The following is a 22,449-nucleotide window of genomic DNA, read 5'->3' on the forward strand; positions in this document are numbered from 1 at the left end:
TTATATTTCCGTTTGTTATAGTACAGTATATACGATATTAACTGAAATGTGTATACAATTTTGGGTTTTTTATAAAAAAACCGATACCATGTGTAGAGGAAAATAAAGATATTTCTGATTATCACTTCCAACGAATAGTCATTTGGATTACAATCATACTTGTGATTATTTTTTTCTAAACGAAAAGCCTTAGAAAAAGAGGGAGGCTGCTGACTTCTATGCTTGAAATCTTACATTTATTCAATCCAATGCTTATTTTTGTTGCGATGGTTCTTACATTTATCGCATCCTATACAGGTTTAGATTTATTTTCCCTGACTCGTTCATCTGAACGTAATAAAGGATTCCTTTTTTTAGGTGGAACCTTTTCACTTGGCGTAGGCATATGGATTATGAATTTTATTGGCATGGTGGCAATTAATATTAATGCATCTGTTACTTATAATATTCCCTTAACTGTATTGTCTCTTGTTTTTGGGATTACTTTTACCGGAATGGCCTTTTACTGTGTTGTTGATAAGAAACTTAAATTTCGGCAATTATTGTTCGGCAGTTTTTTTATGACGATTGCTGTTCTATCTATTCATGTAACTGGCATGTATGCAATGAAAATGAATATTGCTTTTAATCCGATCCTTTTTACCGTTTCAACTTTTCTTATATTTGGTTCTTTTGTTTTTACCTATTGGATGCTGTTCTATTCTAGGAGTCTGTCATGGTTAAATGAAATTTGGTTAATGCCTATTAGTGCATTACTAATAACTGGTGCGATCATTGAAGGATATTTACTATTACTACGCGCCTCTTTTCCTCTCAGTTCTCAAGGAAATGCACATTCAGCATCGAGTCCAGGGTCTTATCTTATTTATCTTGTCTTTTTTGTATCCATTCTTATTTTAAGTGGGTTGATTGGTTCAAGAACGATAACAGGGAAAATGCTTGCGGTGAGCAATACTAATTTAAGTGATATTAAATCTGCACTTGATGAATCCTCTATTGTTACTATCTCTGATTCGAATGGAAAAATAACTTATGTAAATGATAAATTTGTTGAGATTTCCAAATACGAAAAACATGAAATAATTGGAAAAACCCATAATCTATTAAATTCAGGGTATCATTCGAAAGAGTTTTTTAAGGAGTTATGGGATACCTTGAAAAATGGGGAAATTTGGAGAGGTGAGCTTTGTAATCGCTCGAAGGAAGGGAAACTTTACTGGGTTGAAACAACGATTGTCCCGTTTTTGAATAAAGAAGGGATTCCGTATCAGTTTATTTCCATTCGCTCTGATATTACTGCTTTAAAAACGACAGAAGAGCACCTGAAGGAAACATTAAAGGAAGTTAGTGATATTAAATTCGCCCTTTATCAATCTTCTATCGTTGCTTTTACAGATGAAAAGGGGATCATTACGAATGTAAACGATCGATTCTGTGAAATTTCTAAGTATAGTAGAAATGAGATTATTGGCCAGACACATTCATTACTCAATTCAGGGTATCATTCAAAGGAATTTTTCCAAGATCTTTGGAAAACAATTGGGTATGGAGAGGTTTGGAAGGGCGAAATCAAAAATAAAGCAAAAGACGGCACTCTTTATTGGGTTGATACAACCATTGTGCCATTCCTGAATGAAAATGGGAAACCATACCAATACCTTGCCATTCGCAATGATATTACAGAACGGAAAAAGAACGAGGAGATCATGCACAGGCAGGATAAATTAGCAACTGTTGGCCAGCTTGCCGCAGGGGTTGCACATGAAATCCGAAACCCACTTACTTCAATGAGGGGATATACGGAATTTCTTCAATTAGATGAAACAAATAAAGAACGCCAAGAATTTCTAGCGATTATCCTTGATGAGATTAATCGTGTAAATAATATTGTTGAAGACTTTATGATGCTGGCTAAACCGAAATCAGTTGTCCTAGAAGAAAAGAATATTATTCCAATCCTTAAAAATGTCCTTTCATTATTCGAATTTGAAGCAAGGAAGAAAAATATTCATATTGGCTTAGAATACACTTCAGAGAATGTGATGATCGAATGTGATGAAAATCGACTAAAGCAAGTATTAATTAATTTTGTAAAAAATGGAATTGATGCCATGCCAAATGGTGGAGAAATTAAAGTGAAAACAAGGGTTATCAATCAGGTGGTTCATATATCTATTCAAGATACTGGAGTAGGCATTCCTCCTGATATGCTAAAGCGAATTGGTGAACCTTTCTATACAACAAAAAAGAAAGGAAACGGCCTCGGATTGATGGTGAGTTTCCATATTATTGAAAGCCATGACGGCAAAGTGGATGTAGTTAGTGAAATCAATAAAGGGACTACTTTCACCATTCAATTACCGGCAAAGTCTGCTTAATTAGAAAAGGAAGGAGATTAGCTCCTTCCTTTTCTAATTATTTATGCGTTTTTCTATTCTCTTTTTCATCTTGTCGAACAAAATAGCTTTGTACTGGTTTTATTAGTTTTTTGACATTATCGTCTATTCTTTGGCTTAGAAATGAAGCACGCTCAAAAACGGCTGATCGAAGATTTTCAAGCTGCCGGGAGATTTTTTGTGTCATTGCTTCTTGCTCATCCAATCGCTCCATGACTGTCGAGTGAAATACTTCTTGCAAATCCAGCTGCTTAACAATTTCCTCTTCTCTCTCTGCTTGTTTCACTAATTGTGTTGATAAATCATCCGATATTTTTTCAAAGTTTTGGATTTTTCCTGTAAGAATTTCTGTAGATGAATGCTGGACTGATACTTGGTCAAGAATCGCTTGATTAATTAAATTTTCATTGTTAATGCTTTCCAGGATCTGTTCATTTCTTTTTTCTAACTGTTCTAATCTTTCAACTATCATTTGATTTCCTAATTCTTGCTTCTGTGTATGTGCTGACAATTGGCTAAAAAGTTCTTCCTGCTTTTCTAATCTTGTAAGGAGTTGTTCCAGATGATTATTATATGCTGTTGAGGAAGACTTCATTTGGTTCTGAATTTGTTCGAAGGAATCGGATAATTGATCCTCCATCGCATCGTAAGCAACTGTCAACTGCTGATTAATGGTTTGCTGCTGATTTAATACTCCTTGGAGGTAGTTATAACGAAAATCTTCTTGGTTCGGGGTCTCATTTCTTTGAGGCTTTCGTTGATAAAGCTTCGGCTCAATTTCATGATTTGAGAACATTAGCATAAAAGCACTCCTTTAAGGAATTTGATTATAGCCTGTTTTTTATATGCTATGTCTCAAGACCTTAATTGGTTGCATAATTGGGCAATCACCCTGAATACTGATTTACTCGATAATTATTTTAAGTTTTACATCTAATTAATAGATGGAGAAAGGCTCAACTTTAATCATCCAAATATTTTACAGCAATAGGTAACTTTCTTTATAATAAAGGAGTCAGTCATTTATATCTTATTCTTTGTATAATTATAATAGATATGGATGCAAATGGTTTACGTCCTTATATTAAAACGGTTACACTAGTAGTGAAAGGAATATCTTAATTCAAGCTTATTCCTTGCTTAATAATAATAATTTGAGAGGATGACACGATTATGGCTATTTCATTATCAAAAGGACAAAAAGTTGATTTAACAAAAACAAATCCTGGCTTATCAAAGGTAATTGTTGGACTTGGATGGGACACAAATAAATATGACGGAGGACAAGATTTCGACTTAGATGCTAGCATTTTCCTTCTTGATTCTGCTGGCAAATGTGCATCTGAAAAGGATTTTATCTTCTATAACCAATTAGAAGGTGGAAATGGCTCTGTTGTACATACTGGAGATAATCGTACTGGTGAAGGAGACGGCGATGATGAGCAAGTTAAAGTTAACTTAAGCGCAGTTCCGGCCAATATTGAAAAGATCTCTTTCGTTATTACGATTCATGATGCAGAAAGCCGTGGACAAAACTTTGGACAAGTTTCAAATGCTTTTGTTCGAATTGTAAATGAAGAGACGAATGAAGAAGTGATCCGTTATGACTTAGGGGAAGATTTCTCTATTGAGACGGCGGTCATCGTCGGAGAATTATACCGTCATAGCGGCGAATGGAAATTCTCTGCAGTCGGCTCTGGCTACCAAGGTGGATTAGCACGTATCGCTACAGACTTCGGACTAAATGTTGGCTAAGCCAATGTTGCTGGACAATGGGATATCAGCCAGGTAAGATGCTTTTCTTCCTGGCTTTTTATTTGAAAAACTCATTTTTTGTTAAGGGGGATTTACGATGGGTATTCAATTATCAAAAGGACAAAGAATTGATTTAACAAAGACAAATCCTGGACTGACAAAGGCAATCATTGGTCTTGGCTGGGACACGAATAAGTATCAGGGTGGACATGATTTTGACTTGGATGCTTCCGCGTTTCTAGTCGATGCCAATAATAAATGTCTTAACGACCATGACTTTATTTTTTATAATAATCTTCAGCATCCATCTGGAGCAGTGGTACATACTGGTGATAACCGGACAGGGGAAGGGGATGGAGATGACGAGCAGCTTGTCGTAGATTTCACGAAAATCCCTGCTAGTGTTCATAGAATTGGCATCACTGTTACAATCCACGATGCAGAACAGCGCTTGCAAAACTTCGGACAAGTATCAAATGCCTTCGTTCGTTTAGTAGATGATTCAAATAATCAGGAGTTACTACGCTTTGATTTGGGCGAAGACTTTTCTATCGAAACAGCAGTAGTTGTATGTGAATTGTATCGTCATGGAGCTGATTGGAAATTCAATGCAATTGGCAGTGGATTTTCAGGAGGATTAGCCTCTTTATGCCGCAATTATGGCTTGCAAGTTTAATCGTTCATTTTGGAGAATAAACCATTTTCTCTGTGTTAAAATAGCATTCTCTTAGTCAATTAATATATTCCCAGCCTACAGACAGTAAATGGTGCAATATTATTAATATTAATTGTTATATACGAATAAACCAATCTTCAACAATAGGGCGCTTTTTCGAAATACGGAAAGCGTCATTTTTAATGGAAGAAAGGATAGAATTTTGTCAGACTTACTACTGGGTTTAATCCATTCGAAAAAAACACATCATATTCATTTGAATTTCTACTAACTTGGCAATACTAAATTTAGAGAATGGAGAGGAGATTCCTATGAAAATAAATCAATTAATTGCGAACAATATTAAACGTTTAGATACCGTTTTGCCGGAAGATCAATCGTTAGGAATTGCTGGTTTGTCAGGATCTGGTAAAACAACTTTTAGTCAAACAATTGGTGAAGAATCCAAGAAACGTCTCGTTTCCTTATTGCCAAAGGCTGATTACCAATATTTATTTCCTGAGATTATGGAAACAAATTTCAGTGCCATCAAGATGGAAGAGATGCCTCTAGTGCTTTTTCTCGGAAGATCATCCATTTCTTCTAATCCACGCTCAACCATTGGCACACATACTGGCGTATTTACAGAGATTCGCGAGCATCTTGCTGAAGCATTTAATCTTTCGCCTGAAGTCTTTTCATTTAATAATGAATTAGGCTGGTGTCCAGGCTGCAAAGGACGCGGTACGACCAAAAATGTGGAATGTAAAAAGTGTGAGGGCAAGCGTTTTAATCCGGAAGTAGAAGAGTATAAGATAGAAATATGGAATCAACCACATAGTATTTCTGATATCAATAATTTAAGCATTGAAACGATTTACTCCCTTTCAGAGGAATTACATATTAGTGAAGAGAAACAAAAAGTTCTCCAAAATATTATCAATATGAATATTGGTTACTTAACCTTGAATCGGATCATGGGGACATTGTCAGGCGGAGAATTAACACGGCTGTTCCTGGCAGAATTCATGGCAGTAAGTGAGAATACCGTAATTATTATTGATGAAATCTCAGTCGGTCTTGATCACCAAACATTATTGAAAATTTTAGAAGAGATTAAACAATTAGGCTATAAAAATCAAATTTGGCTCATTGATCATTCTGATACAGTACTCGATTTAACAGATGAGCAGTTGTTTTTTGGTCCTGGCAGCGGAAAATATGGCGGGAAAATTGTTGAAGAATCACCGCGTCCACAACCAATCCATTGGGAACGAAATGAGGCAGCACCAACAGAATACTATCAATTTCAAGATCTATATTGCCGTAATGTTCAAATGGCTGAATTTCAGATTCCAAAAAACAGACTTGTTACTGTTACTGGAGAATCAGGATGCGGTAAATCTACACTTGTCAATGAATGTTTGGCCAAAGATTTTCTGAAGCGATATCCTAAAGATAAATTAGTTATGGTAGGGCAAGATCGTAACCAATCGATTACCAGTCTATCAACCGTTGCGACTTTCCTTGATATTAAAAAGAGACTCACAAAATATAGTGATGACATTGATGATATTTTCGAGCGCTCGATTGAAGATATTCTTGATGAACTCCCAAATGAAGACATCGCCTATAAACGTTTGAGCCTTTTAATCAAACTTGGACTAGGTTATTTGACTTTAGAAAGAAAAACACAAACATTATCGACTGGTGAATTTCAATGTGTACATTTAGTCTCGGAACTGTTTGCAAAAACTAGAAATCCTCATACACTTTTCATTTTTGACGAGCCTTCAAAAGGTTTATCACAAAATATTTTAAATCAATTTATCGATAGTATTAGAGATATTCTGAAAGATGAATCGGTTTCGATTATTATGATTGAACATAATGCCTATATGATGGAAAGTTCTGATTTTATCGTTGACTTCGGTCAAAGAAAGAATGAACCTGTCACACATCTTGATGTTGTTAGTCATGATGAATATTATGAGACGAAAAATAAGGAAGTTATTATCCCGCCATCGCCAATTTCGTCTAAACTCAATTCACAAAAGGGCATTACGTATTTAAAAGAAAATCATATTGCCTATTTTAAAAACGCAGAAAATGTCTATAAAGGCGGTATTTTAAAAAGTTTATCATCCATGGCCCGGTTGATTTATGGTGAATACGATTCTAATAAAATTGCACCTGTCATCGCCATTGATCTTGAAAGACATTTGTATAGCCAATATAGTTTTCTTTATGAATTAGGTGGCGTGATTAACCATATTATTGCTTCACATCCGACAAATAAAGATACGAGAAGCTTTGATTTCTATTCACAGGCCAATCATTGCCCATCATGCTCTGGACGTCTTAAGATTGAAATATTTGATAAAGATTTGGTGATGCAAGACAAAAACCTTTCATTCTCGAACGGTTTATTCTATCCAGAAATAATGGAAGTATTGAAGTTTTATCAAATACCCAAAATAGAATTTCTATTTGAAGAAATTAAAAATGAGCTCAGGTTTGATCTAATGAAAAGCTATAATGAGATGTCAGATGAAGAAAAGCACACATTTTGGTATGGGTATTTTGAAAAGTCATTTTATGATAAGAAAGGCAAGGCACGTAGAACATGGGTAGGATTTAATACTATCATTGGCGGCTATATTGTCATTTCAAAATCAATTATTAAAGAGCATATGAAAGCTTCAAAAGAAATGATTCTATGTCCAATTTGTGAGGGCACGGTTTTAAAACACGATAAACCGCTTAAATTTGGAGATACAGACATTCGTGAAATTATCAATCAGCCGATTGACAAAGTATTGGAAATTGCAGGTGATATACCTGCACTCGTCAAACTGAAAGAGATTGTAGGCGGTGGGATGATATTGACTGAAGATGTCTCTTTACTGCCAAGAAAAACACAAGTCGCATTGAAAATGTTTGAAATAGAACAAGCAAGCTTTACAGGTTATGAAATTGTTTTACAAAATGCCTTACCATTCTGGGACACAGTTAAAGAGAATATCGAACCCATAAGCAACAATAACCAAGTGACTATCTGCGATTTCCCAAATGTCTATGAAACAAGGGAAACGATCATAGATAAATATTTCACAAATGGAAAATACAAAAAGCTAACATATGTATATGAAGCATTTGGCTACAAAAAATTAGTTACACAAATTAATAAAATTAAAAAAAGCCATCCATGTCCATTCTGTAAAGGAAAGAAAGTGATATCCGAAGATAATTTGCATGATGGTGTGTTTAAATTAACCATTCCTTGTGTTAGTTGTCATGCAAGTGGCATCAATGATGAAGGGCTTAAGGAAATTGTCGAAGGCATCGACGTTCAAACATGGCTTACAGGTAAAGTAAGGGATGTTGTGGATGTAAGCTTGCGAACGGAGGAAGTTGAAGATATTCCAATCTTCAATCGGATTCGAGAGTTAAACAAACGAGATATGATGGCAGTTTATCAATGTCTTGAGCAAAATAATTAGTATGTCAGTTAGTAATAAAAAATTCATTTGCAGCTATATATGGCAAATGAGTTTTTTATATTGTTCTATTTTTTATAAGCCAATTTCAATTATCTGAGAAATTGGCTTTTTTCGTGTTTATTTTGTACTAATGGTCCGAAGATCAACCATAAACTATAAAAAGCTCCTTAAAAAGAGGTGTAGAAAAATGGCGATTCATATTGTCAAAAATGGGGAGTCCTTGTGGTCGATTGCACAAAGTTATCATGTGACCATCGCATCTATTGCAAATATAAACGGATTAGACCAAGCGAACATGATTATTCCTGGATTGGCCCTTTATTTTCCTGATAATAGCTTACCTGTCAGGTCCTACTTGGTTTCGAGTCAGGATACAATATGGAAACTAGCTGTAAGATACCAAACAACTCCCAATCTTATTTTCTCAATGAACCCAGGCATTAACCCTTATCAACTAAGAATTGGTCAAAAAATTAATATTCCTTCTCCTATTAAGCTATCTATGGAAACGCTAGGTTTTATTGTACCATATGCACCAGAATCCTTTATTGCTGTTCTCAATCAGATAGCTAATAATCTCACTTATTTGGCAATAGTCTCTTATTCTTTAACAGAAGAAGGGAATGCTTATTTACTTTTGAATGATACTGAAATCATCGCTGAAAGCAAAAGATTAAATGTGACACCACTTCTGATGATCAGAAATTTCACTAATGAGGAATTCAGTCCAGAACTCATTGGGAAAGTACTAGAGAATCCCCTTTATAGGCAAAATTTAATCAATAGCCTTATGGAATTTATTACACAAAAGGGATATGGGGGGGTAAGCATTGATTTTGAGTTTATTCCACCGCCAAGAAGAACGGATTTCAATCTATTTCTTTATGAATTGAAAAGGGCATTAGGCTCCCTTATTCTTCATGTAAATGTTCACGCAAAAACGGAGGATATCCCAACTAACCGAATCATTGGGGCATATGATTATGAAGCAATTGGAGAGGTTGCTGATATTGTAGCTGTCATGACAATTGATTACGGATATCCTACTGGACCGCCAAATCCTGTAGCCCCAATCTGGTGGATGGAGGAAGTAATCCGGTATTCAATCGGTTTAATTAACCCTCAAAAGTTACAAATTGCATTGCCATTATACGGATATGATTGGCGCAGAATAGACAACAGTACTAGAGCCTATTCACTACTCGGTGCACAAAATTTAGCTCTTTCTTCAGGCTCTATTATTTATTACGATTTCCATGCTGCTACTCCATGGTTTACGTATTGGAATGGAACAGAAGAACATATTGTCTGGTTTGATGATATTCGAAGTTTTCATGAAAAGTATCAGCTCATTGATCAATATGGTCTACTTGGCACAACATACTGGCAGTTAAGCCTGCCATTCCCACAAAATTGGGCTTACATGGACAAAAACTTTATTATCCTGTAATAATAAAAATGAATTTAAAGAAGAGTCTTCATCTCATCTTCAAAGTAAAACATATTCGGATTCTCTTTAATGGTATAAGAGTACCTTTTCATATTCGCAATATAACTAGATTTATTTATTGTGACTTTTTCACCAGTAGAAATCAAAATAACTACTTCATTTGCCTCAAATTTATTTTTACGTTTCAATACAATCCCCTGCTTTCCAATTGTTAAATAAGGGTATAAAAAAAGACGCCATGAAAGGCGTCTTTTTACGCATTGCGGCGAAATGACTGCACGCCACATCGTGCATTTCCAATTATGGTTGTCAATCGTCTTACGCAATTAGCTCATCGCATATTTAATATAACATAAGTAAATAAATAAAGCAATCTCACCTTTAGAATAACATTACGTAGCTATGTAGTTACATTAACTATTGGTTTTGAATAAAAATGAAACTTTTTATGAGAAATATCGTTTAATATAGAGGTATAATTATGATATTGACATGAATTAAGGAGAATATATGGAAAGAATTCAATTAATATGGAAATCCATTAAGAGGTTCTGGAGAAACAAACATATAACAAAAATTTTCCTGCTTATTTTACTAACGCTTATTTTACTTACAATCCTCTTTTTTGCCTTTATGGCAGCAACGGCAAATGTTCAAACATTAAAGGAAGGATTAAAGCAGTCAACTGTTATCTATGATAAGAGCGAGGAAATAGCTAGTAATCTTGCGACCAACCGCTCTGAAGGTGTTTCTATTGAAGAATTGCCTGATTATGTAAAAAATTCGATCGTTGCAATTGAAGATGAACGTTTTTACGAACATAATGGCTTTGATGTAAAGGGAATTGCACGCGCCTTTTTCAAAAACCTGTTTGCTGGAAGAATTACCGGTGGCGGAAGTACAATCACTCAGCAGCTAACAAAGAATGCTTTGCTCTCATCAGAAAAAACATATAAACGTAAAATCGAGGAACTTTTCTTAGCTGTTGAAATCGAAAAGAATTATAAAAAAGATGAAATATTGCAAATGTATATGAATCAAGTATATTTTGGGAGTGGAGCTTGGGGCATTGATCAAGCTTCGAATAAATATTTTGATAAAAGTGCTAAAGACTTAACAATAAGTGAATCTGCATTACTTGCAGGCTTATTACAATCGCCTTCTGGAAGGGATCCATTTAAGCATTATGACCGTGCGATCGAGCGAAGAGATGTCGTTTTGGGAAAAATGAAGGAACATAATATGATTAATGATAGCGAATATGAGGCAGCAATCGCTGAAAAGATTGTGTTGGATGAAGGGCATGGCAGTTTCATTGAAAGAAAATATCCTTATTATGTTGATGCCGTCCTGGATGAAGCCATTAATCAATATGGTTTAACACAAGAGGAAATTTTCACTAGAGGGTATCGAATCTATACCGAATTGGATCAGAACCTTCAATCTAATCTTGAAAAAGTATATGAAAGAGATTCCCTTTTCCCGAAAGGAAAGGGAGGTATTCTTGTTCAAAGTGGAGCTGTATTGTTGGATCCCCAATCCGGCGGGGTAAGAGGGCTTGTTGGTGGCCGAGGAGATTATGTCTTCCGGGGTTTTAACCGGGCTACCCATATTAAGGTACAACCGGGATCAACATTGAAGCCTCTTGCCGTCTACACACCTGCTTTAGAAGAAGGCTACACAGCAACTTCCATTTTAAAGGATGAGCCGATGAATTTCGGTGACTACAAACCTGAAAATGCATCAAAGCAATATAATGGGGACGTTCAAATGTATAAAGCTGTTGAAGATTCTTTAAATATTCCAGCTGTCTGGCTGCTTGATCAGATTGGTATTGATAAAGGCATTGATGCGTTAAACCGTTTTGGTATCCCACTTGAAAAAGAGGATGAATATTTAGGGATTGCCTTAGGAGGAATGCATAAAGGGATTTCCCCAATGAAGCTTGCGGAAGCCTATGCCACTTTCCCAAATAAGGGGAAACGGCATGATGCCCACCTCATAACAAAGATTGTCGGACCGACTGGCAATATCATAGCTGAAAGAAAGAAAAAAACGGTTAAAGTTATATCAAAAACAGTGGCCAAGCAAATGACCTCCATGCTTTTAAATGTTGTGGAATCTGGTACTGGAGAAGCAACGAAAATGAACGGTGTCCAAATTGCTGGAAAAACAGGGACAACTCAGTTGCCATACAATGATATAAATGGTACGAAAGACCAATGGTTTGTTGGATATACACCAAATATCGTTGGAGCTGTCTGGTTAGGCTATGATAAAACAGATCGTGAACATTACTTATCAAGCAGCAGTTCCAAAACAGTCGTCCCTTTGTTTAAGGAAATCATCGAGGGATCACTTCCATATATTGAAACAGAAGAGTTCTCGACAAAATCGGTAAATGAGAAACTAGTTCAGCAAAAAGAGAAAAAAGAAGTAGAGCAGACGATAAAAGAATCGGCTGAAAAAATTAAAGAAGAACTGCCAAAATGGAAAGAAAAGCTCTTAGATGTAGTTGATGAGCTTGACCAATTTGGCGACTTTCTAAAAGATCAATGGAAAAATATAATAAATAATTAACAGAGAATCGGTTCACAAGAAAATCCGTGTTAGAATTTTCTTGTGAATTTACGATTGAAAAACTGGAAAATTGATATGATATCCCTACTTCACACTTAAAAAGTGAACTAAGTTTACATTATATCCTGTCTTTTTTTAATAGAATATTGTCAAAATAGTTAGAATTCGTTACTATTCTAATAAGGACGGTGATATAATGCGAACAAGAACAAGTAAACAAACAAGGAATCTAGATGCTTTTAAATTTGGATTAACAACAATATTTTTGCATGTATCATTTTATAGTTTAATCATATTTATACTAATATTTTTCATGGAACTATTTAGTTAAGACAATTTTGTATGCTATTACTTTTAATTGAAGGGTAATTAATGTTATTATTAAGGCTGATTCTTAATAGTAGGAGATGATTATCCATGGCAAAAAAAGGATACATATTAATGCAAGGCGGAGAGAAAATCGAATTTGAATTATATCCTGAGGTTGCTCCAGGAACAGTAGCTAACTTTGAAAAGTTAGTGAATGAAGGATTTTATAATGGACTTACTTTTCACCGTGTAATTCCAGGGTTTGTTAGCCAAGGTGGCTGCCCTAACGGAACAGGAACAGGCGGACCTGGCTATACAATTAATTGTGAAACAGAAGGTAATCCTCATAAGCATGAAGTAGGTTCATTATCAATGGCACATGCTGGAAGAAATACGGGCGGAAGCCAATTCTTTATCGTACATGAGCCACAGCCACATTTAAATGGAGTTCATACAGTATTTGGTAAAGTAACTTCAGGAATCGATACCGTGAAATCCATGACAAATGGAGATGTAATGGAAAAGGTTGAAGTTACAGAAGCATAATTCTTGAAAGAAAGAGCCTATTTTGGCTCTTTTTCTATTTTCATGAGTTTTTTAGCAAAAAGATCCCATACTAATGAAAAAAGGAGTCTATTATGGGAGCAATTGAAAGAAACGGCTACCGGTTTGAGCCAGAATTCAGTGTTGTAAGTAAGAATGGAGCAATACATGTAACTAAAAATGGTGAATTTATTGAAGAGGTTCATTTTGATTTTTCTGGTGAGTTTCCTGAGCATAATCAAATTGAAGAGCTCGTTAACCATTATTGTTTTCAACATGGGATATAAATTCTGTCGTCTTTTGGAGCCTATTATCTTAGGCTCTTTTTCATTAAATGACTGGACATGGTCCTGCTTTTTTTGTATCCTCCATAATAAGAATAGGAAAAGAAAGGGTGTCTTTTTTGAACCCCATTAGTGACCATTTAAGTGAAAACCTTGACCTTATATTTGTTGGCTTTAATCCAAGTATTCGATCTGCAGAAACCGGCCATCATTTTGCCAATCCGCATAATCGCTTTTGGAAGATTCTCTATGAATCAGGATTAACACCAGAGAAATTTGATGCGAAAGAAGACTATAGATTACTAGAGCTTGGCTATGGATTAACAAATATTGTTTCTAGACCTACAAAGGCAGCAGACGAAATCACAAAAGAGGAATACCAAAAAGGCAGAGAAGAGCTGAAAAAGAAAATCAGCTTTTACAAACCAACAATGGTTTGTTATGTAGGAAAAGGTGTATACCAAGAATTCAGCTGCAAAAAATCACTGCCATGGGGAAAACAGATGGAATCAGTAATTCCAGGTATAATTGATTTTGTTGCCCCTTCTTCAAGTGGGTTAGTAAGAATGAAATTAGAAGAGGTACTTGCGATTTATAGAGAAATTCCCCTACTATTAAGAGAAGTAAAAAATGGGGAGAAATAAACCAACTGGGAAGAGGAGCCAGACAATTGGAGACATTTACAGAAAATGCAATAGCCGTTATTAAAAGGATTCCAGCAGGGAAAGTTATGACCTATGGACAGATTGCCAAACTTGCAGGAAGTCCAAGAGGGGCCAGACAGGTAGTCAGAATTCTGCACTCTATGAGTAAAAAACATCATCTGCCTTGGCATCGGGTTGTCAACATCAAAGGGGAAATTGGTTTAAAGGAAGATGAACATTACTCTATCCAAAAACTTTCTCTAGAAAGTGAAGGAGTCGAATTTTTGAGTAATGGAAGGATTGATCTTTCAAGATTTCAAGTTTCTATTGATGTGGATCAGTAAAAAAATAACCTGAAGAGTACTTTATATTCAGTACCTTCAGGTTATTTTATATCTAACTTTACAATATATTATGTACATACTCCTCTACCATTTCTGCAGTCACATATTTCCTTGCTGGAACAACTCCTTGCTTGGAAATCTCATTCATTCTAGTCGTTACTTCATTTATTTTATCCGTTGAAAATGGCTGGCCCTGTTTACATTTAGAAATCGCTTCTTCAATATAATCCTCCCGCTTTTGATCTAGCTCTAAAAAAGATGTAATCATCTGATTTTGTTTGTTCACATGTGCGGAAATTGCTTTATGGACACTCATATTTTCACTCCTTAACTTAATTTACAATCTATCATACCAATTATTTTCATTATCGTTAAGATGGAAAATGTTATTTTCACCTTGGAAAATGGCTATATATATTAGAAAGCTTCATATTAATTAGAAAGGCTGGTTTGTATGAGGAAATCCTTTATTCTATCCATTGCTATACTGTTCATGATTGCCATTTGCTCTCTTATTCATGCAGAGCGGCCATCTGTACAAGCAACAGAGGAAAAGATCGGGCTAGAGCAACAATTGAATCAGCTACTCGGTAGCGAACCAGATTTAAAAGGAGCCCTAGCTGGCATAAGCATTCGAAAAGCAGCAACAGGGGAAATACTATACTCACGAATGGGGGACATTCGTTTAAAGCCTGCTTCCAATCTAAAGCTATTTACAGCTGCGGCAGCCCTATCTGTTTTAGGGCCAGATTACACCTTTTCAACTGATTTACTTACCGATGGAAAGGTAAAAAAGAAAATACTAAACGGCAATCTGTTTATAAAAGGAAAGGGAGACCCTACTCTTTTAAAATCAGATTTTGACCAAATGGCAAAAGATCTTAAAAGTATCGGTATCAGTGAAATTAAAGGTGATCTCATAGGGGATGACACTTGGTATGATGAGGTACGTTATTCAAGAGATAAGAATTGGAGTGACGAAACTTATTATTATGGAGCACAAATTTCTGCATTAACTGCCTCACCAGACGAGGATTATGATGCAGGGACAGTAATTGTTAAAGTGAGCCCCAGTGCTGTTGTAGGGGAGGAGCCATCCATAATTCTTCAGCCTGCCACTAAGTATGTTGAACTGATTAATCATGCGACTACTGTCGAATCAAATGGAAAAAAAGAAATAACTATTGAACGAATGCATGGTACAAATACAATTTTTGTTGAAGGCACGATCCCCAAAAATGTTAGAAGTACGAGAGAATGGATAGCTGTCTGGGAGCCTACTCTCTATACACTAGAGTTATTCAAACAATCATTAGAAGAGAATGGGATTCAAATAAATGGAAGTTTGAAATCTGCCGCAACACCAATAAATGCGCAAATTTTGAAAAGCTATCAGTCACAGCCTTTATCCGAATTGCTCATTCCTTTTATGAAATTAAGTAATAATGTACATGGAGAAATATTAGTTAAAGAAATGGGTAGGATCGTTAAAGGGGAAGGAAGCTGGGAAAAGGGACTGGAAGTGTTAGAATCTGAATTAGCTAAATTTGGTGTCCAGACGGATACAATCGAATTGAGAGATGGTTCTGGCATCTCCCATATAAACCTAGTTCCACCAAATGAGCTAACTAGTCTTCTATTTTCTATTCAAAAGGAAGCATGGTTTGATCACTTTTTACACTCATTGCCAGTTAGTGGGGCACCTGAACGAATGATAGGGGGAACTCTTAGAAATCGAATGTTAAACTCTCCAGCACAGTGGCAGGTGAAAGCAAAAACGGGGACGATTGCTTCGGTTAGTTCACTATCTGGTTATGTAGATACACGTAGCGGGGAGAGGCTTATCTTTTCAATCATCTTAAACAATTTATTAGATCATTCGAAAGGGAAATTGATTGAGGATAAAATAGCTGTCATCTTAGCAGAGCATAAAAATGAATTAGATTGGTAACCTGATAGTACAAAATATGGTAATATCGAGCACTAATTATATCTTTGGTGATTTAAAAATACTAAATATGGAAATTAAGGTCACTAAAAATATTTTTAGCGACCAACAATTACTTATATTGGAAAAAACGGTCACTAATCTTCACTTTAGTGACTGGATTTTACTAAATTATCCATTTTCGGATTCATAAGGATACAGAAGGCTCCAAGGATATCGATACCTTGAAGCCTTCTGATTGACTCATCAATTAAGCCTTTGCCGCTTGAACATCCAAACTGATTTTCACTTTATCCCCAACTAAAACGCCGCCAGTTTCAAGCGCAGAGTTCCATGTTAAGCCATAATCACTGCGTTTAAGAGAACCTTCAACCGTAAAGCCTACTTTTTCATTTCCCCATGGATCTTTGCCTGAACCTTCATAAGTAACCGCAAAAGTTTCTGACTTTGTCACTCCATGAAGAGTCATATCTCCAGTTAAATCATACTCATTATCGCCGTTGCTCACAATTTTCGTTGCCTTGAAAGTCATGGATGGGTGATTTTCCACATCAAAGAAATCACCAGAACGAAGATGGTTGTCACGATCTGCATTACGTGTATCAATACTTGCTAAATCAACTGTAAATTCAATATTTGCAGTAGTTAAGTCTGCTGGATCTGCTTCAATTACCGCATTGAAATTATTGAAAGTCCCTTTCACGTTTGCGATCATCATATGTTTGATTGAAAAATCCACGCTGCTGTGTACTGGATCAATTGTCCATTTTGTATTTGTCATTTTAAATTTCTCCTCCATTTTGTTCGAATTCATTTAATTTGAATTCAAGATAATTTAATTCTAGATAAATTATAAGAAATGGTAAGCTCATTTGTCAATACTCTTTTTTTAAAAGTCAGCTATTTTTAAATAAGTCGTAGCATGAAAACTGTTTACAAAAAAGGTTGGTTGATTGGAGCGGAAGGTGCGAGACTCCAGCGGGAGTAGTGGGACAGCTGAGACCCCACAGGAGCTATGCTCCGAGGAGGCTCAGCGCCCACCCCGCGGAAAGCGAGCAACCTGGAGCGCAAATCAACCTCTACAAACTAAGTAAAATTTGTTTTTTATCATGACTCATGTTTCAATCAATCAAATGATACAATAAGGGGTAACAACTAGATGCCGAAGGAGCTACAATGATTATGAAGCAAATGGAAATGGCCTATCGAAATGCGAAAGAGAATACGAAGACAAAAATGATCGAGGATATGAACCATTATCTCGGCAGTAGAGCAACTATGCCTTCGTTCAAGGAATACTTAACTGACAGATACCAATATATTGAACAAATTTGGGTCAATGTGTGGCTAAATAAAGCAACGAACAATATTTCAAAGCAAGAGAAAATAGATTATTTAAAAGAAAAAGGGTTCGAAACAGAAGCAATTAGTCGAAAAGAGTTAAATTCTTTATTTCGCACTGAAGTACGTGCATTTAAACCTTTCGATGCATACAGTTGGATTATCGAAAAATTTCAAAATGAAAATGAGAGCTGGTCTAATCAATATGAGAAAGCTCGTGCAGATCACCTGCAAAGAGAGGAACAGACTCGTCTCAGAATAGAAATGTATAGAATGCAAGAGGAAATAGAAGAACACACTGAGGAGATCATTGAAAAAAATGATGAGCTTTTATATTTATCTATCAGACATTTTACTGCTAAGCAGTTAGCTTCTGATTTTAAAAATAAGCAAAAGTTTGCACCAGTAGACCCATTTGCGCTTGAAGAAAAGCTTATTGTGGTAGGAGCGTTTGATGCAGATGCTTATTCAACTGTTTCAAGTTTCTTTTACGAACTTACTGGTGATATCCATAAAACAAAGCATAAAGGGCGAGCCTATTTTGAATATGAGTCCTATTTTGATCGATACGAAAGGCTTTATGCTGAATATTTAGCTGATTTTCTACCCAAAATGGTAGTAGAACAACTGCCTAAAGAGTTCTTAAATAAATATAATAGAATTTTTTCCGATTCAATTACAACACCCATGACTGCAAGTATTCTTGAATATTCCTTCGAACCACTTGCGAATGAATTAATTGAAATCATTCAGGATGAATATATTGCTGACTTACTCAAGCTTGAACATATTCCTTTTGAACAAAAAAAGCATTTAGAGCTGTACGAGGAAGCGATCGCTGATCGGGAACGAAAAAGAGAAGAAGAACTGGCGGAAATTGAACGCCAAAAAGAAGAAGAAAAGCGGATGCTTGACGATATTTTTGGACAAGAATATCGACCTGCTGTTGAACGCAACATACGTTACACTTTACATATTGGAGAAACGAATACAGGGAAAACGCATCATGCCTTAGAAAGAATGAAAGCAGCAAATAGCGGGTTGTATTTAGCACCGTTAAGACTACTTGCCCTTGAAGTGTTCGATAAACTGAATGCAGAAGGAACCCCTTGTTCATTAAAAACAGGAGAAGAAGAAAAGCTTGTACATGAGGCAGCCCATATTTCCTGTACTGTAGAGATGTTTCATGAAAAGGATGTCTATGAATGTATTGTTATTGATGAAGCACAAATGTTAAATGATAAGGATCGTGGATTTTCTTGGTATAAGGCCATTACAAAAGCAAATGCAAATGAAGTACATATTATCGCAAGCTGGAATGCGAAAGAAATGATCCTTCAACTGCTTGGTGATGCTGAAATTGAAGTTTATGAATACAATCGTGATATTCCGCTCGAGATTGAAAGGAAAGAATTCAAAATCAATCAAGTGAAAAAAGGAGATGCACTCATTTGCTTTTCGAGAAGACGTGTACTTGAAACCGCATCCAGACTAGAAAATGCTAAGTATTCGGTCAGTATGATTTACGGAAGCATGCCGCCAGAAACGCGAAAAAAACAAGTGCAGCGCTTCATAAATGGAGAAACATCTGTGATCGTATCTACCGATGCAATTGGTATGGGCCTAAACCTTCCGATTCGCCGAATTGTTTTTCTAGAAAATGAGAAATTTGATGGTACGAGAAGGAGGCTGCTCACTTCACAAGAGGTTAAGCAAATTGCCGGGCGAGCAGGACGGAAGGGAATCTACGATGTTGGGAAAGTTGCTTTTATTTCAGATATTCCTACAATGAAAAGACTATTATTTTCAGAGGATCAGCCCGTTCAAACATTTGCTGTTGCTCCAACAAATGCAATCTTTGAGCGTTTTCAAAAATACTACCGTGATCTCGGAACTTTTTTCGAGCTATGGGAGAAATTTGAAAGTCCGAATGGGACAAAGAAAGCTTCTCTTTTTGAGGAAAAAGACCTTTATGAGCGAATAAGAGGAACAGAAATTGAAGCTAGGCTTTCTATTACAGATCTTTATGGATTTTTGCACCTTCCTTTTTCCAAAAAAGAACCGGATTTAGTCTGGCAATGGGAACAAACAATGTATGCGATCTTAAATCATTCCGAACTTCCTGAGCCAAGGATTAAAAAACGAAATCTTGAGGAATTGGAGCTTTCCTATAAAGCAATTGGACTCCATCTCTTATTTTTATACCGACTTGATCAACGGATTGAAGCGCTTTACTGGGAGCGGCTGAGGGAGGAGATTAGCGACCATGTGCATGAACGTTTGAAGACGGATGTAAAGAATATGGCAAAGAAGTGCCGTCGTTGTGGAAAAAAACTCCCATGGGAGCATGAATTCCAAATATGTGATGACTGCCATACGAACCAATCCAGAAGAAGATACTGGGAATAAAACTAAAATGGTAGCCAATTTAAATCTTATTGGCTACCATAGTTGATGAATTTCCTTTGAACCAGTACACAATTAGGGTTATTGGCTACCCAACTTAATAAGTTTTCTTTGAACCAGTACTCAACCAGGGCTATTGGCTACCCAACTTGATAAGCTTTCTCTGGAACTGTACTCAATCAACCCGATTGGCTACCCTAGTTAACGAATTTCCACTAGAATTATACCCAATAAGCTATTGCTGCTAAGATTAATTTGAAATCACTTAGCTTATGGTTTTAATACTACTTTAATACATTCATCTTCATGTTCATTGAAGATGTGATAGCCATGACTTGCCTCATCTAGGGAGAGTTTGTGTGTAATAATATCTGTTGGATCGAATGCCTTTTTCTCTATCAGCCCATATAGCTTTGGCATAAAGGGAATAACTGGTGCTTGCCCCATTTTTAACGTTATATTTCTGACGAAAAAGGCTCCCAATGGAAATAGGTTATAATTTCCTCCATACACGCCAGATATTTGAACAGTACCTGCTTTTTTTACGGCTTTGGTTGCAATTTGAATTGGTCCAAGTGTACCGCCTTGAAGTTTCAATTTTTGTTCGAGAAATTCAATTGGTGATTTCTTGCCGTCCATCCCAACACAATCAATGACAATGTCTGCACCTCCATGAGTAATCTCCTTTAAATGTTCACCCATATCAGGATATTTCGTAAATTCATAGACCTCTACTTGATTCGTTCTTTTCGCATGCTGGAGACGATAATCTAAGTAATCAATGGCAATTACACGTTTGGCTCCCTGCATCCATGCAAACTTTTGCGCCATCAAGCCAACAGGTCCGCAACCAAGAATGATGACCGTATCTCCCTTCTTCACGCCCGCATGGAGCACACTCCAGTAAGCGGTTGGAAGAACATCTGATAAGAAGAGTAATGACTCATCTTCTAATTCACATGATTCAGGAACGAGAAAGGGAGTGAAGTTCCCAAAAGGGACTCTTAAATATTCAGCCTGTCCACCAGGATAATTACCGAATTTCTCCGAATATCCGAAATAGCCCCCTGAATCATAGTGTGGATTGGAGTTATCACATTGACTCGTTAAATCCTGCTCACAATATTGACAATGACCGCATGATACATTAAATGGAATAACAACACGATCTCCTTTTTTCACCTTCGTTACTTCAGGTCCAACCTCTTCAACAATTCCCATCGGTTCATGACCAATGATGTAGCCATGAGGCAAGGGGATATTCCCCTGATATAAATGCAGATCTGAGCCGCAAATTGCAGTAGATGTGATCTTCACAATAATATCGTCATTCTTTTCAATCCTTGGATGTTCAACTTTATCAATAATAACCTTTTTGGGACCATGATAGGCTACAGCCCTCATTTCCATCTCTCCATTCAAGTATCAAATAGATTTACCTCCTATTAGTATTCTCCAAAAAGAGTGCATTACCCAATGTCTAAAAAGTTGGAAGGGATGAATAATTAATTGTTTCCGTCACAAAATAACATAGATTTTTTGATCATGAGGAGGAATCTTAATGCAATTCCAAAACCAGCAAGGACCAATGCATGAAAATATGCATACAGGCTTAGTCAATCAACAGCAAAATCATGGGGGACATGAATTATTTGATGTTCACGAAGTCTTATCGGGTGCCATTGGAACAATGGACTTATATACAATCTTGCGTCCCCATGTAAAGGATCCCGAGCTATTAGCCATTCTTGACCGCCAATCTCAATATATGCGAATGGAATACAATACCTTAGTCGACTGTTTTAAAACAGGACAGAATCCAGCCGTTCGAATGCAAGACTATAATATGACACAAGGAAATGATTTTGTTTATGGGTTAAAGCCATCCCAGCCGAAAAAACCAATTCAGTCTGCTTCAGAGCTTACAGATGCGAATATCTCTGGCTATATGCTAGGTTCAGTGAAGGCTGGAGCTGGATCAAAAGCAATGGCGGCACTTGAAGTAACGAACCCAGTCGTTAGAAGAGTTATTGCTGATTCCATTCCAAATTGTATTGAAATGGCCTATGAATTATCTGTATATCAAAACAAGCATCATTACTACCAGGTTCCTCAGCTTGCGGGTCAAGACATGCAGCAGATTCTTAATGCTTATGCACCAGCAGCCCCAATAAATGGACAAATGCAAAATCTAAACAATACTTCACACTAACTATGGATACAAAAAAAGTGATTCCTTACACACTAAGGAATCGCTTTTTTTATAGGACTAATCTGTGTTAAAAGTTGCT

At 36.3% G+C, this 22,449-nt stretch carries 18 protein-coding genes; 13 read left to right on the top strand and 5 right to left on the bottom strand.

Going from position 1 to position 22,449, the window contains the following annotated elements; all coding sequences use genetic code 11:
* The first annotated feature begins 218 nt into the window (after nt 1-218).
* A complete protein-coding gene (locus tag ACFYKT_RS00470) occupies nt 219-2,378 on the top strand; it encodes a PAS domain S-box protein (protein ID WP_389213862.1) in 2,160 nt (719 codons plus the stop codon).
* A gap of 37 nt (nt 2,379-2,415) precedes the next feature.
* Here ACFYKT_RS00470 and ACFYKT_RS00475 read toward each other — a convergent pair whose 3' ends face one another.
* Nucleotides 2,416-3,198 (bottom strand): hypothetical protein, encoded by a 783-nt coding sequence (locus ACFYKT_RS00475; protein WP_389213865.1) that lies wholly within the window; start codon nt 3,196-3,198, stop codon nt 2,416-2,418.
* Nucleotides 3,199-3,569: 371 nt separating this feature from the next.
* Between ACFYKT_RS00475 and ACFYKT_RS00480 the strand changes: the two genes are divergently transcribed.
* The 4 genes from ACFYKT_RS00480 (at nt 3,570) to ACFYKT_RS00495 (ending at nt 9,759) form a co-directional block, all read left to right on the top strand.
* Nucleotides 3,570-4,151 (top strand): TerD family protein, encoded by a 582-nt coding sequence (locus tag ACFYKT_RS00480; protein ID WP_389213868.1) that lies wholly within the window; start codon nt 3,570-3,572, stop codon nt 4,149-4,151.
* Nucleotides 4,152-4,248: 97 nt separating this feature from the next.
* Nucleotides 4,249-4,827: a TerD family protein gene (locus ACFYKT_RS00485; RefSeq protein ID WP_389213872.1), complete on the top strand. Its 579-nt coding sequence runs from the start codon at nt 4,249-4,251 to the stop codon at nt 4,825-4,827.
* 311 nt (nt 4,828-5,138) lie between these two features.
* A complete protein-coding gene (locus ACFYKT_RS00490) occupies nt 5,139-8,309 on the top strand; it encodes an ATP-binding cassette domain-containing protein (RefSeq protein ID WP_389213875.1) in 3,171 nt (1,056 codons plus the stop codon).
* 187 nt (nt 8,310-8,496) lie between these two features.
* Nucleotides 8,497-9,759 (top strand): glycosyl hydrolase family 18 protein, encoded by a 1,263-nt coding sequence (locus ACFYKT_RS00495; RefSeq protein WP_389213878.1) that lies wholly within the window; start codon nt 8,497-8,499, stop codon nt 9,757-9,759.
* A 14-nt stretch (nt 9,760-9,773) separates the two neighbouring features.
* Here ACFYKT_RS00495 and ACFYKT_RS00500 read toward each other — a convergent pair whose 3' ends face one another.
* A complete protein-coding gene (locus ACFYKT_RS00500; RefSeq protein WP_389213880.1) occupies nt 9,774-9,947 on the bottom strand; it encodes a hypothetical protein in 174 nt (57 codons plus the stop codon).
* 322 nt (nt 9,948-10,269) lie between these two features.
* Here ACFYKT_RS00500 and ACFYKT_RS00505 point away from each other — a divergent pair, with 322 nt between their 5' ends.
* The 5 genes from ACFYKT_RS00505 (at nt 10,270) to ACFYKT_RS00525 (ending at nt 14,463) form a co-directional block, all read left to right on the top strand.
* On the top strand, nt 10,270-12,339 hold the full coding sequence (locus ACFYKT_RS00505; RefSeq protein ID WP_389213883.1) for a transglycosylase domain-containing protein: 2,070 nt from the start codon (nt 10,270-10,272) through the stop codon (nt 12,337-12,339).
* A 417-nt stretch (nt 12,340-12,756) separates the two neighbouring features.
* Nucleotides 12,757-13,194 carry a peptidylprolyl isomerase gene (locus ACFYKT_RS00510; RefSeq protein ID WP_389213885.1) on the top strand — a complete coding sequence of 146 codons (438 nt, stop codon included), beginning with the start codon at nt 12,757-12,759 and terminating at the stop codon, nt 13,192-13,194.
* Between the two features lie 92 nt (nt 13,195-13,286).
* On the top strand, nt 13,287-13,478 hold the full coding sequence (locus ACFYKT_RS00515; RefSeq protein ID WP_389213888.1) for a YbxH family protein: 192 nt from the start codon (nt 13,287-13,289) through the stop codon (nt 13,476-13,478).
* A gap of 116 nt (nt 13,479-13,594) precedes the next feature.
* Complete coding sequence (locus ACFYKT_RS00520; protein ID WP_389213891.1) at nt 13,595-14,119, top strand: mismatch-specific DNA-glycosylase; 525 nt, start codon at nt 13,595-13,597, stop codon at nt 14,117-14,119.
* 26 nt (nt 14,120-14,145) lie between these two features.
* A complete protein-coding gene (locus ACFYKT_RS00525; RefSeq protein ID WP_389213893.1) occupies nt 14,146-14,463 on the top strand; it encodes an MGMT family protein in 318 nt (105 codons plus the stop codon).
* 58 nt (nt 14,464-14,521) lie between these two features.
* Here ACFYKT_RS00525 and ACFYKT_RS00530 read toward each other — a convergent pair whose 3' ends face one another.
* A complete protein-coding gene (locus tag ACFYKT_RS00530; protein ID WP_389213896.1) occupies nt 14,522-14,779 on the bottom strand; it encodes a YpbS family protein in 258 nt (85 codons plus the stop codon).
* 138 nt (nt 14,780-14,917) lie between these two features.
* Here ACFYKT_RS00530 and dacB point away from each other — a divergent pair, with 138 nt between their 5' ends.
* On the top strand, nt 14,918-16,414 hold the full coding sequence (gene dacB / locus ACFYKT_RS00535; protein ID WP_389213899.1) for a D-alanyl-D-alanine carboxypeptidase/D-alanyl-D-alanine endopeptidase: 1,497 nt from the start codon (nt 14,918-14,920) through the stop codon (nt 16,412-16,414).
* A 247-nt stretch (nt 16,415-16,661) separates the two neighbouring features.
* Here dacB and ACFYKT_RS00540 read toward each other — a convergent pair whose 3' ends face one another.
* The gene (locus ACFYKT_RS00540) at nt 16,662-17,192 is read right to left on the bottom strand and encodes a YceI family protein (protein WP_389213902.1); all 531 of its coding nucleotides are present in this window, start codon (nt 17,190-17,192) and stop codon (nt 16,662-16,664) included.
* Nucleotides 17,193-17,593: 401 nt separating this feature from the next.
* Between ACFYKT_RS00540 and ACFYKT_RS00545 the strand changes: the two genes are divergently transcribed.
* The gene (locus tag ACFYKT_RS00545) at nt 17,594-20,161 is read left to right on the top strand and encodes a helicase-related protein (protein ID WP_389213905.1); all 2,568 of its coding nucleotides are present in this window, start codon (nt 17,594-17,596) and stop codon (nt 20,159-20,161) included.
* Between the two features lie 267 nt (nt 20,162-20,428).
* Here ACFYKT_RS00545 and ACFYKT_RS00550 read toward each other — a convergent pair whose 3' ends face one another.
* Nucleotides 20,429-21,562 (bottom strand): zinc-dependent alcohol dehydrogenase, encoded by a 1,134-nt coding sequence (locus ACFYKT_RS00550; protein ID WP_389213908.1) that lies wholly within the window; start codon nt 21,560-21,562, stop codon nt 20,429-20,431.
* A gap of 157 nt (nt 21,563-21,719) precedes the next feature.
* Between ACFYKT_RS00550 and ACFYKT_RS00555 the strand changes: the two genes are divergently transcribed.
* On the top strand, nt 21,720-22,370 hold the full coding sequence (locus ACFYKT_RS00555; protein WP_389213911.1) for a spore coat protein: 651 nt from the start codon (nt 21,720-21,722) through the stop codon (nt 22,368-22,370).
* The last annotated feature ends 79 nt before the right edge of the window (nt 22,371-22,449 follow it).

The sequence above is a fragment of the Cytobacillus mangrovibacter genome (genome assembly GCF_042865275.1).
GTDB lineage: Bacteria > Bacillota > Bacilli > Bacillales > Cytobacillaceae > Cytobacillus > Cytobacillus mangrovibacter.

What these genes read in the sequence shown, in the direction of transcription:
- ACFYKT_RS00510 (WP_389213885.1), top strand. Translation starts at nt 12,757, where the DNA reads ATGGCAAAAAAAGGATACATATTAATGCAAGGCGGAGAGAAAATCGAA.
- ACFYKT_RS00550 (WP_389213908.1), bottom strand. Translation starts at nt 21,562, where the DNA reads ATGAGGGCTGTAGCCTATCATGGTCCCAAAAAGGTTATTATTGATAAA.
- ACFYKT_RS00540 (WP_389213902.1), bottom strand. Translation starts at nt 17,192, where the DNA reads ATGACAAATACAAAATGGACAATTGATCCAGTACACAGCAGCGTGGAT.
- ACFYKT_RS00530 (WP_389213896.1), bottom strand. Translation starts at nt 14,779, where the DNA reads ATGAGTGTCCATAAAGCAATTTCCGCACATGTGAACAAACAAAATCAG.
- ACFYKT_RS00485 (WP_389213872.1), top strand. Translation starts at nt 4,249, where the DNA reads ATGGGTATTCAATTATCAAAAGGACAAAGAATTGATTTAACAAAGACA.
- ACFYKT_RS00515 (WP_389213888.1), top strand. Translation starts at nt 13,287, where the DNA reads ATGGGAGCAATTGAAAGAAACGGCTACCGGTTTGAGCCAGAATTCAGT.
- ACFYKT_RS00555 (WP_389213911.1), top strand. Translation starts at nt 21,720, where the DNA reads ATGCAATTCCAAAACCAGCAAGGACCAATGCATGAAAATATGCATACA.
- ACFYKT_RS00505 (WP_389213883.1), top strand. Translation starts at nt 10,270, where the DNA reads ATGGAAAGAATTCAATTAATATGGAAATCCATTAAGAGGTTCTGGAGA.
- ACFYKT_RS00545 (WP_389213905.1), top strand. Translation starts at nt 17,594, where the DNA reads ATGAAGCAAATGGAAATGGCCTATCGAAATGCGAAAGAGAATACGAAG.
- ACFYKT_RS00480 (WP_389213868.1), top strand. Translation starts at nt 3,570, where the DNA reads ATGGCTATTTCATTATCAAAAGGACAAAAAGTTGATTTAACAAAAACA.
- ACFYKT_RS00475 (WP_389213865.1), bottom strand. Translation starts at nt 3,198, where the DNA reads ATGCTAATGTTCTCAAATCATGAAATTGAGCCGAAGCTTTATCAACGA.
- ACFYKT_RS00495 (WP_389213878.1), top strand. Translation starts at nt 8,497, where the DNA reads ATGGCGATTCATATTGTCAAAAATGGGGAGTCCTTGTGGTCGATTGCA.
- ACFYKT_RS00490 (WP_389213875.1), top strand. Translation starts at nt 5,139, where the DNA reads ATGAAAATAAATCAATTAATTGCGAACAATATTAAACGTTTAGATACC.
- dacB (WP_389213899.1), top strand. Translation starts at nt 14,918, where the DNA reads ATGAGGAAATCCTTTATTCTATCCATTGCTATACTGTTCATGATTGCC.
- ACFYKT_RS00470 (WP_389213862.1), top strand. Translation starts at nt 219, where the DNA reads ATGCTTGAAATCTTACATTTATTCAATCCAATGCTTATTTTTGTTGCG.